Origin of the sequence: Kitasatospora sp. NPDC092948, assembly GCF_044754805.1 — a bacterium.
GTDB lineage: Bacteria > Actinomycetota > Actinomycetes > Streptomycetales > Streptomycetaceae > Kitasatospora.
Genome location: NZ_JBIVPU010000003.1, coordinates 679,955 through 692,621 on the forward strand (window position 1 = coordinate 679,955; position 12,667 = coordinate 692,621).

At 73.8% G+C, this 12,667-nt stretch carries 9 protein-coding genes; 3 read left to right on the forward strand and 6 right to left on the reverse strand.

Annotated elements, in window-relative coordinates; genetic code table 11:
* Positions 1-74 precede the first annotated feature (74 nt).
* Complete coding sequence (nucS, locus tag ACIQF6_RS12595; protein WP_400893526.1) at positions 75-734, reverse strand: endonuclease NucS; 660 nt, start codon at positions 732-734, stop codon at positions 75-77.
* A 543-nt stretch (positions 735-1,277) separates the two neighbouring features.
* Here nucS and ACIQF6_RS12600 point away from each other — a divergent pair.
* Entirely contained in the window at positions 1,278-1,670 is a 393-nt protein-coding gene (locus ACIQF6_RS12600) for an SCO5389 family protein (RefSeq protein ID WP_400893528.1), read from the forward strand.
* 67 nt (positions 1,671-1,737) lie between these two features.
* On the opposite strand, the gene ACIQF6_RS12605 is transcribed toward ACIQF6_RS12600, so the two are convergent.
* A complete protein-coding gene (locus ACIQF6_RS12605; protein WP_400893916.1) occupies positions 1,738-2,859 on the reverse strand; it encodes an LLM class flavin-dependent oxidoreductase in 1,122 nt (373 codons plus the stop codon).
* 495 nt (positions 2,860-3,354) lie between these two features.
* Between ACIQF6_RS12605 and ACIQF6_RS12610 the strand changes: the two genes are divergently transcribed.
* On the forward strand, positions 3,355-3,669 hold the full coding sequence (locus ACIQF6_RS12610; protein WP_400893530.1) for an ATP/GTP-binding protein: 315 nt from the start codon (positions 3,355-3,357) through the stop codon (positions 3,667-3,669).
* Between the two features lie 7 nt (positions 3,670-3,676).
* Here ACIQF6_RS12610 and ACIQF6_RS12615 read toward each other — a convergent pair whose 3' ends face one another.
* On the reverse strand, positions 3,677-4,444 hold the full coding sequence (locus ACIQF6_RS12615) for an ABC transporter permease subunit (RefSeq protein WP_400893532.1): 768 nt from the start codon (positions 4,442-4,444) through the stop codon (positions 3,677-3,679).
* A gap of 1 nt (position 4,445) precedes the next feature.
* A complete protein-coding gene (locus tag ACIQF6_RS12620) occupies positions 4,446-5,450 on the reverse strand; it encodes an ABC transporter ATP-binding protein (protein WP_400893534.1) in 1,005 nt (334 codons plus the stop codon).
* A gap of 96 nt (positions 5,451-5,546) precedes the next feature.
* Here ACIQF6_RS12620 and ACIQF6_RS12625 point away from each other — a divergent pair, with 96 nt between their 5' ends.
* Positions 5,547-6,350: an alpha/beta fold hydrolase gene (locus ACIQF6_RS12625; protein ID WP_400893536.1), complete on the forward strand. Its 804-nt coding sequence runs from the start codon at positions 5,547-5,549 to the stop codon at positions 6,348-6,350.
* Positions 6,351-6,440: 90 nt separating this feature from the next.
* On the opposite strand, the gene ACIQF6_RS12630 is transcribed toward ACIQF6_RS12625, so the two are convergent.
* A complete protein-coding gene (locus ACIQF6_RS12630; RefSeq protein ID WP_014138112.1) occupies positions 6,441-7,370 on the reverse strand; it encodes a cellulose-binding protein in 930 nt (309 codons plus the stop codon).
* Positions 7,371-7,478: 108 nt separating this feature from the next.
* A complete protein-coding gene (locus ACIQF6_RS12635; RefSeq protein WP_400893539.1) occupies positions 7,479-12,404 on the reverse strand; it encodes a hypothetical protein in 4,926 nt (1,641 codons plus the stop codon).
* Positions 12,405-12,667 lie beyond the last annotated feature (263 nt).

Genomic DNA, 12,667 nt, shown 5'->3' on the forward strand with positions numbered 1-12,667 from the left:
AGCACAGCCTCAGCTCGGCATCGCCGAGGGCGGGAGCAGCCCGAGCCGCTGCCGAGGGCTTGTCGTCGTCGAGGTCAGAACAGCTTCAGCTTGTCGTCGTCGATGCCGCGCAGCTCGTCGTAGTCGAGGACGACGCAGCCGATGCCGCGGTCGGTGGCCAGCACGCGGGCCTGGGGCTTGATCTCCTGGGCGGCGAAGATGCCCTTGACCGGGGCGAGCAGCGGGTCGCGGTTGAGCAGGTCGAGGTAGCGGGTGAGCTGCTCGACGCCGTCGATCTCGCCGCGGCGCTTGATCTCGACGGCGACGGTGGCGCCGTCGGAGTCGCGGCACAGGATGTCGACGGGGCCGATCGCGGTGGGGTACTCGCGGCGGATCAGCTGCCAGCCGGCGCCGAGGACCTCCATCCGGTCGGCGAGCAGCTCCTGAAGGTGGGCCTCGACGCCGTCCTTCACCAGGCCGGGGTCGACGCCGAGTTCGTGGCTGGAGTCGTGGTGGACGTCCTCCAGGTTGATGATCAGCTTCTCGCCGGCCTTGTTGGTGACCGTCCACACCCCCTCGGCTTCCTTCAGGGAGCACGGCGGGGACATCCAGTTCAGCGGCTTGTAGGCGCGGTCGTCGGCGTGGATGCTGACGCTCCCGTCGGCCTTCACGATCACCAGGCGCACGGCGGAGGGCAGATGTGCAGCGAGGCGGCCCGCGTAGTCCACGGTGCACTTGGCGATTACAAGACGCATGGGGACAAGCCTACGGCCCGCCGGGAGTGCCCCCGTCCCTGTTCGATTCCGGAGGGGCGCAGGGAGGGGGCGTGCGGCCGGGAGAGGTGCGCCGGAGTGCAGTGGGTCGAGGGGGCGTGATTCGCGAGACAGGCGGCTGTTCGGAGGCGGGCCCGGGGGCCGTTTGAAACGAGTGTCCGCAGAACGGGTGTGGGCCGGCCGGGAGGGGCGAAACATGGTGACCGCCCGGCCACCCGCAGTGAGCCGGGCAGCTCGGCGCACAGGTCGGTGCACAGGTCGGTGCACAACTGATTCCGGCCAATCTCGGCCCCGGCGCGGCGATTCGGGTGGCAATCCCCGGATTCTCCAGCCGGGTCCGGGAAGGACTGACACGCTGGTCTGAACCCCTGGCCAGGACTTCGACGTACGCGGCTCATCCCCCAGCCCGCCGCGCCGTCGACACTCGAACATCGCGCGCGGTCCACCGCACGTCCAACGCACCCTCAGCACACCGGTAAGACCGCCCCGTCGAATCCGTCGGGGCGGACCGCGAGAGGAGAACCCATGTCGCTCGACGTCTCACCGGCCCTGTTGGAGAAGGCCGAACGAGGCGAGGTCGACGAGCGGGAGTTCGTCGACTGTGTCCGCACCTCGCTGCCCTACGCCTGGGAGATGATCAGCTCGCTGGTCGCCCAACTCAAGGTCGACGGAACCGACTTCGCCGACAACGAGGTCCCCCCGCCGAGCGAGCAGGAGCGCGGACAGCTGCTCCGGGCGATGGCCAGTGACGCCATCCGCGGAGCCCTGCAGCGCCACTTCGGCGTCCAGTTGGCCTTCCAGAACTGCCACCGGGTCGCGGTCTTCGCCCCCGGCCCCGACACTGCCGAGCGGCACGCCCGATTCACCTCGGTCCGTGCCCAACTGCTCAATCAGTCGCCGGAGTTGCGCGACTGCTGAGCTTCGACAGGCCCGATCGCGGGTCGCCCCGGGCCCGGATGGGACGGGGCGGCCCGCGGGCGCGCGCTCAGCGCAGCTGCGGCAACACCTCGGCGCCGATCCGGTCCAGGTTGTGCAGCGTCGCCGCGGTCTCCCCGGAGCCCTCGGCGAGCAGTGCGAAGCGCCGGATCCCGGTGCTCTCCGCGGTCGCCAGCAGCCGGTCCGCGCACTGCCGGGGCGTGCCCACCGCGTGCAGGTCGCACAGCAGCTCGGTGTACGCCCGCGGGTCGCGCATCGACCGCTCCCGGCCGTCCACCGTGCGGTGCGCGCCCAGCCCGTACGCGAAGAAGTCCGGCATCGTCCGCAGCAGGCTGTCCCGGGCCGCCCCGGCCCGGTCGTCGACCTGCACCACGCCCGCCGCCACGTGCTCCCGCTCCACCCGGGCCAGCTGCTCCTCGCCGCGCCCGGCGGCCCGCCAGGCGGCCCGGTAGGCGGCCAGCATCTCCCGCTTGTCCTCGTCGCCCGAGTGCATGCCCAGCAGCATCGGCAGGCCCCGCTCCGCGGCCGTCCGCACCCCGGCGGGCGAGGTGCACGCCATCACCACCGGCGGGCCCGACTGCGGCTGCTGGGAGGGCTCCTGGCGCTGCCTCGGGATCACCGCGGTCGCGGGGGCCGGCCCGTCCAGGCCCAGCCAGCCCGTCAGGTCCGCCCGCCGGGGCTCGGCGGCCCGCGGGACCACCGCGACCTCCGGGAAGTCGAACTGCGGCCCCGAACCGCCCACCCGGGCCCCGCGCAGCCAGCTCAGCAGCAGGTCCAGCCGCTCCGGGAAGCCCTGCTCGTACGCCTCCAGGCCGCCGCCGAACACCGCCAGGTCGATCCACGGCCCGCCGCGGCCCACCCCGAGGGTGAACCGGCCGCCGGAGGTCAGGTGCAGCAGCGCCGCCTGCTCGCCGAGCGCCACCGGGTGCCGGGTGCTCAGCACGCTGACCGCGGTGCCCACCCCGATCCGGCGGGTGCGGCCCAGCAGCATCCCGGCCAGCGTCGCCGCGTCCGGGCACACCCCGTACGGCACGAAGTGGTGCTCGGCCAGCCACACCGCGTCCAGGCCCACCCGCTCCGCGGCCAGCGCCGCCGAGACGGTCCGTTCCAGCGTCTCGCCGTGGCTCTGTCCGGGGAACTGCGCGGACAGCAGGAAGGCGCCGATCCGGATCGCGTCCGTGTCGGCCCCGGGCGTCTGCTCCGGTTCGGGCTGCGTGGCCGGCGCCACTCCGCGGCGGGCCGCCCGCCGCTCGGCGGAGCGGGCGTGCGGGCGGGCGGTGGTCTTCGTCATGGGGCGTGCCTCCTCGGTGCGCGCAGGGTTCGCGAGCCCCGCCGTGTCACCTCGTGAGTAACCCATGTCATGTGCCAATGGCACGCCGAACCCTCAATTTGCCCAAGGGAAGGGTGGATTACCGTCGAATCGCTGAAGCCGGACGGGGATCCATGCTAGTGGCGCGGATGGGGCTGGTGGGGCTGTTGAGGCCCCCGGAGAACCGGCGCGACGGCGTCCGTCCGGACACCGGCAGCGGCGGTCGGGGTGGTGGGCGCGGCGGTACCGGCGGTCGGCCGGACCGTCTTCGCGGCCCGGGTTGCTGCCGCGGGCCCGCCCCGGGCGGCGGCGGCCCGTACCCTGGAAGGACAACGCGCCGGAACGAGGGGTAGTCACGTGTCACCGCGACGCAATCGGATCCAGAAGTCCGAGGAACACGAGAGCGCCGCGCCGATGGGCGGGGGGCTGCGGCGGGTGGAGTCGTACCGGGGCGAGGACTGGATCGTGCAGACCGTGGCCGGGACGGCCGGGCGGTTCTACCGGTGTCCGGGGTGCGACCAGGAGATTCCGCCGGGGGTGGGGCACGTGGTGGCGTGGCCGGACCACGGCAGCGGGGTGGACGACCGGCGGCACTGGCACCGGGCGTGCTGGGGAGCGCGGGAGCGCCGCGGCTCCAACCTGCTGCGGGGCCGCGGCGCTCCGAAGTACTGACGGCGGGTCAGGCATCGCGCTTCTTCAGCACCAGGTAGCCGCCGATCAGGGCGGCCGCCGCCCATCCCGCGCAGATCAGCAGGCCCGTCCACGGCCCGTACGGGTGGTCCCCGGTCGGGTAGACCTGGAGCGCCGCCGAGCCGGCCCGGTCCGGGAAGTAGCGGACCACGTCCTTCACCTTCGGGACGATCGACAGGATCGGCGAGACCAGGAAGAAGAACGGGATCAGGATGCCCAGCGACAGCACCTGGTTGCGCAGCATCATGGTGACGCCGATCGAGAACAGGCACAGCAGGGTCAGGTAGCAGGCCGCGCCGAACACCGCCCGCAGCACGTTCGGCTCGCCGAGGCCGGTGGAGTACTGGCCGAGCGCCGCCTGCCCGAGGAAGAACGCGACGAACACCGTCACCAGCGAGACCAGCAGCGCCAGGACGCCCAGCACCGCCGTCTTCGCCCCCATCAGGACACCGCGCTGCGGGACGGCGGCCAGCGACACCCGGATCATGCCGCTGGCGTACTCGTTGCCGACCGCCAGCACGCCGAACACGACGATCGCCAGCTCGCCGAGCGAGATGCCGGAGAGCGATGTGGACGTCGCATCGAAGGGGGCCGTGTTGTGCTCGGTGAACTGGGCGTAGTTCAGCTTGGTCAGCAGCGAGATCGCGAAGCCCATGGCGACCACGATCAGGAACGTGACGATCAGCGTCCACACGGTGGAGCGGATGCTGCGGACCTTCGTCCACTCGGACTGCAGGACGGCGGGGAACGCGGCCATCTCAGCTCTCCTTTCCGGTCTTGCGGGCGTCCCAGCCGGCGCCCCACTCGGGCTGTGCCGGCTGCTGCGGGGCGGTGGCGCCGGTGGCGCCGGTGCTGGTGGCGACATCGGTGCGGTACTCCACGGACTCCGCGGTCATCTGCATGAACGCGTCCTCCAGGGAGGCCTGTTGGGGGCTCAGCTCGTGCAGCGTGACGCCGTTCGCGGCGGCCAGGTCGCCGAGCTGCGCCAGGTCGCCGTCGATCACCTCCAGGGCCCCGTCCGGGCCCGGCTCGACGGTCAGGCCGGCGCCGTGCAGGGCGTCCAGCAGCTGCTCCCGCTGGGGAGTGCGCAGGCGCACCGCGGAGCGCGAGTTCTGCCGGATGAACTCGGCCATCGGCAGGTCCGCCAGCAGTCGGCCGCGGCCGATCACCACCAGGTGGTCGGCGGTCAGCGCCATCTCGCTCATCAGGTGCGAGGAGACGAACACCGTGCGGCCCTCGGCGGCCAGCGCCTTCATCAACTTCCGGATCCACACGATGCCTTCGGGGTCGAGCCCGTTCACCGGCTCGTCGAACATCAGGATCTTCGGGTCGCCGAGCAGCGCCGAGGCGATGCCCAGGCGCTGGCCCATGCCCAGCGAGAACCCCCGGGCGCGCTTCTTGGCGACGGCGGTCAGGCCGACCACGTCGAGCACCTGGTCGACCCGCTCGCGCGGGATCCGGTTCGACTGCGCCATCCACAGCAGGTGGTCGTAGGCGGTCCGCCCGGGGTGCGCGCCCTTCGCCTCCAGCAGCGCGCCGATCTCCCGCAGCGGGTCCTGGATGTCCGCGTAGCCGCGGTTGTTGATGGTGACCTTGCCGGCGGTCGGCCGGTCCAGGTCGAGGATCATCCGCATGGTGGTGGACTTGCCCGCGCCGTTCGGGCCGAGGAAACCGGTGACCACGCCCTCCGGGATCCGGAAGCTCAGATCGTCCACGGCCAACTTGTCGCCATAACGCTTCGTCAGGTGGTGCAACTCGATCATGTGCGGCTCCTAGGTCTGTCGACAGAGTAGGACAAAAAGAGGATGAATCGGACGAACGCCATCCGGGGCGCGGCCCCCGGGCCCTACGGTGGAGCCATGACCCTCCCCAGCGCGCCGACCGTCCGCGAGAACGGCACCGGTACCCCGCTCGTCCTGCTGCACGCCTTCCCGCTCTCCGCGCGCATGTGGGAAGGACAATTGGAACGCGTACCCGGTCCGGCCGGGGACGATGCCCGGGTGATCGCCCCGGACCAGCGCGGCTTCGGGGCGGCTCCGCTCGGCGACCGGCCGCCGTCCCTGGACACCGCCGCCGACGACCTGGCCGACCTGCTGGACGAACTCGGAATCGAACAGGCTGTGATCGGCGGGCTGTCCATGGGCGGCTACGTGGCGATGGCCTTCGCCCGCCGGCACCCCGAAAGACTGCTCGGCCTGGTCCTCGCCGACACCAGGGCCACCCCCGACACCGACGCCGCCCGCGCCAACCGCGAACGCATCGCCGCCGCCGTCCTCGACCGCGGCAACGTCGACCTGCTGATCGAGGAGAACACCGCGGAGAACCTGCTCGCCCCCGGCACCGACCCCGAACTCACCGACACCGTCCGCCGGATGATCGCCGAGGCGGACCCGGCCGCGGTCGCCTGGGCGCAGCGCGCGATGGCCGCCCGCCCCGACTCGCTGGAGGTGCTGGCCGCCCTGGAGGTGCCCGCCGCCGTCATCGTCGGCGAACTCGACACCGTCACCCCGCTCGACGAGGCCCGGATGATGGCCGACGCCCTGCAGGACGCCGAACTGACGGTCATTCCGGCGGTCGGCCACCTGGCCTCCCTGGAGGCCCCCGAGACCTTCAACGCCGCCGTCCGGGCCTTCCTCAAGCGCCTGAAGCAGCACGGCTCCTGATGTGCCGGAAGGACCCGGAGCGTCAAGCTCCGGGTCCTTCCGTGACGTTCTGACCTCAGCGGGCCGTGCCTGCCCCTCGCGGGGCCTTCGTCAGCGGGACTGCTGCGCCGGGACGCCCAGCGAGTCGTCGGTCGGCAGCGAGGCCGCGGCGACCGCCGCACCCGTCAGTGTGGCCAGCATCTCGCGGACGTTGGTCAGCTGCGCGTTGATCGAGTCGCGGCGGTTGGTGAGCGCCGCCAGCTCGCGCTCCGACTCGCTGCGGACCCGGTCGGCCTTCGCGTTGGCGTCGGCGACGATGTCCTCGGCCTGGCGCTGCGCGGTCTCGATGGTCTGCCGGGAACGGCGCTCCGCGTCGGTGCGCAGCTTCTCCGCCTCCAGGCGGAGCTGCTCGGCGCGGTGCTCGATCTCGGCGAGCCGCTTCTCCGCCTTGGCCTGACGGGCCGCCAGGTCGCGCTCGGACTGCTCCCGGCGCTTGGCCAGGTTGGTCTCGAACTCCAGCGCCGCCTGCGCGGCCTTGGTGCGGGTCTCCTCGAAGAGGGCGTCCGCCTCCTCGCGCTTGTTCTGCGCGTCCTTGTTGGCCTCGGCGCGCAGCTGCGCCGCGTCCGACTTGGCCTTGTCGACGATCCGCAGGCCCTCGTCCTCCGCCTTGGCCTTGCGGTCCTTGGCGTAGTTCTCGGCCTCGGTGCGGACCTGCTGCGCCGCGGCCTCGGCCAGCTCGCGGTGCTGCTCGGCGGCGCGGTGCGCCTCGTCGCGCAGGTCCTTCGCCTCCTCCTCGGCGAGGCGGAGGATCTTCTCGACGCGGGCACCGAGACCGGCGTAGGAGGGCTCCGCCTCGGTGACCGCCGCCTGCGCGGTCTGGGTCTCCAGGTGGAGTTCTTCGATGCGCTTCTCCAGCGCGCTGATCCGGGAAAGCGCACTGTCGCGGTCGGCCACCAGCTTGGCGATCCGCTCGTCGACCTGGGCGCGCTCGTACCCACGGCGTACCAGGTCGAAGCCGTGCGGGGAGTGACTGTCGCTCATGGGATTTCTGGGCTTCCTGTCGTCAAACCGCTGAGATGGTTGAGGGAATCCTGACACGGTACCGGAGTGTCAACGACGAAACGCCGTTGGTTCGCGGACAATGTCCGCTCAATCGGGTGGCGCGCCCCCGGAGCGATTGCCTCCCGATCGGGGAGAGCCCACCCCGGCACCGGCCTTGGGCCCTCCGTCCTTCTTGTTGCCCCCGTTGCTGTGGACCGTCGGCGCGGGCGCCTCGAACGCCTCCAACGCCGACAGCACGTCCTGGACCCGAGAGATCTCGGTGTTGATGTCCTTGCGGCGGCGCACCAACTCGTCCAACTCCCGCTGGCCCTCGTCGGTCACGCGCTTTGCCTCGGCCTTTGCCTCCGCGAGCAGCCGCTCCGCCTCCTCGGCGGCCAGCCGCAACTGCTCCTCGGCATCCGAACCGGCCCGCCGGATCCGCTTCTCCGACTCCTCGTCGGCGCGCTTGAGCCGGGACGCGGCCTCGTCGGCCGCCGCCTCCAGCTGCTCCTCGGACTCCATCTCGGCGGCCTTCAGCTTCGCCTCCGCCTTGATGATCAGCGCCTCGGCCCGGGTGGTGGAGTCGGCGAGCTTGTTCTCCGCCTCCTTCAGCAGCGTCTCGGCCTTGCGCACCGCCGAGATCCGCACCCGGCCGGCCTCCGCCGACGCCTCCGACGTCAGGTCCGAGGCCCGCGTCTCGGCCGCCTCGATCAGCTTCGCCGCCCGCTCCTCGGCCTCGGCGACCTGTGCCTGCGCCTGCTCCTCGGCCTCGGTCAGCTGCTCCTGGGCCGCCGTCACCAGCGCGTCCACCCGCTCGCCGGCGGACTTCATCGCCTGCGCGTTCTCCTTGCGGGCCCGCTCGTGCAGCGCCTCGATCTCGGAGTCGGTGCGCTCGCGCAGCTCCTCCGCCCGATCGCGGATCGCGGTCGAGTCCCGGCGGGCCTCCTTCAGCAGCGCGTCCGCGTCCGAACGGGCCTTCTCCACCTCGGCCTTGCCCTGCGCCTCGGCGGTCGCGACCAGCCGCTCGGCCTCCTTGCGGGCCGCCGTCACCAGCGCGTCGGCCTGCTCCTCGGCCGCCGCGGCCGCCGCCAGCGCCTCCGTCTGGGCCTGCTCGGCGAGCTGCTCGGCGTCCGTGAACGCCTTCTCCAGCACCGACTTGGCCTGCTCGCGGGTCGCCTTGTCGTACGCTTCCGCGGCCTTCCGCAGCTCCGCGTCGAAGGACTCCGCACGGGCCCGGACGTCCGCGTCGAACTCCTCCGCCAGGGTGCGGGTCGCCAACGCGTACTCCTCGGCGTCCGCGCGCAGCGCCGCCGACCGCTCCTCGGCGTCGTTCAGCGCCGCCGCCGCCAGCTCGTCCGCCTCGGCCAGCGTGCGCTGCGCCCCGGCCTCCGCGGCGGCCCGCTGCTGCTCGGCGAACTCGGCCGCCGCAGCGTGCAGTTCGGCGATCTCACGGTCGGCGGCGGCGCGCAGTTCGGCCACCTCCTGCGCGACGACGGCGCGGATCTCCGCGGTGTCGCGGTCCGCGGTGTCGCGCAGTTCGCGGTCGTAGGCGTCGGCCTGCTGGCGCAGTTCGGTGGTCTCGCGGTCGGCGGTGGTACGGAGTTCGGCCACCTCCTGCTCGACGGCGGCGCGCAGCTCGGCGGTCTCCCGCTCGGTGGTGGCCCGGAGCTTGCGGTCGAACGCGGCGGCGCCGGCGCGCAGGTCGTGGTCGAACGCGATGGCGGTGTTGCGGAGCTCGGTGGTCTCGCGGTCGGCGGTGGCGCGGAGTTCGGCGACCTCCTGCTCGGCGAGGGCGCGCAGTTCGGCGGTGTCGCGGTCGGCGGTGTCGCGCAGTTCGCGGTCGTAGGCGTCGGCCTGCTGGCGCAGTGCGGTCGTCTCGCGGTCGGCGACCTCGCGCAGCTCGGCGGTCTCCCGCTCGGCGACGGCGCGCAGCTCGGTGATCTGCTTGGTCGCGGTCTCGTGCAGGCCCGCCACCGACTGGCGGACCTCGGCGGCGTCCTGCTCGGCCTGCGCGACCAGCTCGGCGGCCTGCGCCGCGCCCTCGGCCCGCAGCTCCTCGGAGGCCTGTGCGGCGTCCCGGCGCAGTGCGATGCTCTCGCGGTCGGCGGTGGCGCGGAGTTCGGCGACCTCCTGCTCGGCGAGGGCACGCAGCTCGGCGGTGTCGCGGTCGGCGGTGTCGCGCAGTTCGCGGTCGTAGGCGTCGGCCTGTTCGCGCAGTGCGGTCGTCTCGCGGTCGGCGACCTCGCGCAGCTCGGCGACCTCCAGCTCGGCGACGGCGCGCAGCTCGGCCGTGTCGGCGTCGGTGCGCTCGCGCAGCTCCCGGTCGTAGGCGTCGGCGGCCTCGCGCAGCGCGGTGGTGTCCCGCTCGGCGACGGTGCGCAGGTCCGCGGTCTCGCGGTCGGCGACAGCGCGGAGTTCGGCGACTTCCTGCTCCGCGGCGGCCCGCAGCTCGGCCGTCTCCTGCTCCGCGGCGGCGCGGAGTTCGCCGGTCTCCTGCTCGGCGGTGGCCCGGAGTGCGGCGGTGTCGCGGTCCGCGGTGTCGCGCAGTTCGCGGTCGTACGCGTCGGCGTCCTCGCGCAGTTGCGCGGCCTCGGCCCGGTCGGCGGCGGCCTCGGCGGCCAGCGTGTCGGCCTCGGTGCGGGCTTCGGCGAGTTGCCGGTCGGCCTCGGCGCGGACCTGCTGGGCGTCCTGCGCGGCGGCCGTGCGGACCGATTCGGCCTCGCCGTCGGCGGCTTCGCGGATCGCGGTGGCCTCGGCGAGCTTCTCGGCGGTCAGCGCCCGGTCGCGCTCCAGGCCTTCGCGGGCCGCCTCGCGGGCGGCGACGGCCTCGTCGCGCAGGGCCTGGGCGGCGGCCTCGGCCTGCTCGCCGACGGCGCGGGCGGCCTGGTCGGCGGCCTCGCGCACGGCCCGGCCGGCCTCCTCGGCCTCGCCGCGGTGCTGCTCGGCCCACTGGGCGGCGTCGGTACGGGTGGCCTCGGCTGCGGCGTCGGCCTCGGCGCGGGTGGTCTCGGCGGCGGCGTCGGCCTCCGCGCGGAGCGTCGCGGCGGCGGCCTCGGCCTGCTCGCGGACCTCGGCGCCGTCGCGCTCGGCGGCGGCCCGGTGCTCCTCGGCGGATGCCGTCGCGGCGGCCAGCAGCTCGTCGCGGGCCTCGGCGGCGGAGGTGGTGAGCTTCTCGGCCTCGGCGCGGGCCCGGGTCAGGGTCTGCTCGGCCCGGCCCTGGATGGCGGCGGCCTGCTCGCGGGTCTCGGTGCGCAGCCGTTCGACCTCGTCGGCGGCGCCGGAGCGCAGGGTGTCCGCGTCGGTCTTGGCGCTCGTCAGGAGTGCCTCGGCCTGCTTGGCGGACTCCTCGATCTTCACGGCGGCCTGGCGGCGGGCCTCGGCGCGGACCCGTTCGGCCTCGGCCTCGGCGGCGGAGCGCTGTTCCTCGGCCTGCTCGCGGGCCTGGGCGGCCTCGGACTGCATCCGCTCCAGCTGCTCGCGGATCGAGGCGGCGTCCTCCATGGCGGCGTTCTGCGCCTGCTCGACGGCCTCCCGGGCCTGCTCCAGCAGCGTGCCGGCCTCGGACTTGGCGTGCTCGACCAGGCGTTCGGCCTCGGCGGCGGCCTCGCCGCGGGTGGCCTCGGCGTCGGCGGTCGCGCGGGCGAGCACCTCCTCGCCCTGCTTGGCTGCGCGGGCCAGGCGCAGCGCGGCGTCCTTGGCGCCCTCGGCGCGGCCGGTCTCCTCGGCCTCGGCGCGCAGGCGTTCGGCCTCGGCGGCGGCCTGCTCGCGGAGTTCGGAGGCCTTGCGCTCGGCGGCGGTCCAGTGCTCGGCGATCTCCTTCTCGGCGTCCGCGCGCAGCTCGCCCGCGACCGACTCGGCGGCGCCGCGCAGGCGTTCGCTCTCCTCGGCGGCGGCGGCCCTGGCGGCCTCCGCCTCGGCCTGGGCGGTGGAGGCGGCGGCCTTGATCAGCTCGGCCTCGCGGGTGGCGGCGGCCACCATCTTGGCGATCTCGGCGCGGGCGGTCTGCGAGCGCTGCTCGCTGGCGGCGTCCCCGTCGGCGACCTTGCGTTCGGCCTCGGCGGCGGCCTCGGCCTGCAGGCGTTCGGCGGCGGCGAGGGCCTGCTCGCGCATCCGGGCGGCCTCGGTGCGGGCCCGCTCGGCCTCGGCGAGGGCCTCGGCGCGCAGCCGCTCTATCTCGGTCTGGGCACCGACCAGGGCGGCTTCGGCGCGCTCCTGGTCGGCGAGGGCCTGCCGCTTGAGGGCGGTGATCTCGGCTTCGGCGGCGGCGAGCTTCTGCTCCGCGGCGGCGTGCGCCTCGGCCAGCTGCTGTTGGGCGGCGGTGGCGGCGGCGACGCGGTGTTCCTCGGCCTGGGCGCCGGTCTGCTGGGCCTGCTCGGAGGCGGCACGCAGCAGACGTTCGGCGTCGGACTGGGCGCGCAGCAGCGCTTCCTCGGCCCGGGCCCGGGCCTCGCCGCGGGCGGCGTCGACGTCGGCGGCGGTCTGTGCGCGGGCCTGGTCGGCGAGCGCGGTGGCCTCGGCGCGGACGGCGGCCATCATCCGCTCGGCCTCGACGCGGGCCTCCTGGAGCAGGCGCTGGGCCTCCTGCTCGGTTCCGGCGCGGGTCTGCTCCGCCCAGTTGACGTTTTCGTTGACGTGGCGTTCGGCGGCGGCCCGGAACTCGGCGAGTTCCTCCTCCAACCGGCGGCGCCGGGCGTTGAATTCGGCTTCCAGCTGGGCGGTGCGCTCGGCGGCCTCGGCCATCATCCGCTGGGTCGCGGCCTGGGACTCGCGGAGCTGGCGCTCGGCGTCGGCGCGCAGCGCCTCGGCCTGCATCTCGGCGTTCCGGAGCAGCTGTTCGGCCTGGCCGGAGACGGAGTCGAAGGCACGCGGCTGGGCGAGCTGCCGGCGGGCCTCGTGGAGCTTGGCCCGGAGCACCTCGACCTGGTAGGCGAGGTCGTCGGCGTGCTCGATCGTCTTGTCCCGCTCCTTGCGGGCCTTCTCCAGCTCGGCCTCGAACTTGGAGAGGTGATCTTCAACGCGGTCGTAGCCCCGCACTCCGCGGTCCCGCCCATCTCCTGGTCGCGTCCTCGACCGGTCCGTTCCGCCCCCAGGCAGGTGCCGGGGCCGGACCGGGCGGTCCTTGCCATCGCTCCGCCGTCCGGGTGGACTCCTGAGCGATCTGTTGCCTCTGGAGAATGGTGACAGATCCGAACGGCGACCGTTCGGCCGTGCCCGCGTCGTGGACTCCCCTGTGGTGCGCGGACCGGAGGCACCTGCGCACCTGGGCATTGTAGTGGGAGCCGTGCCGGGGGGAATGG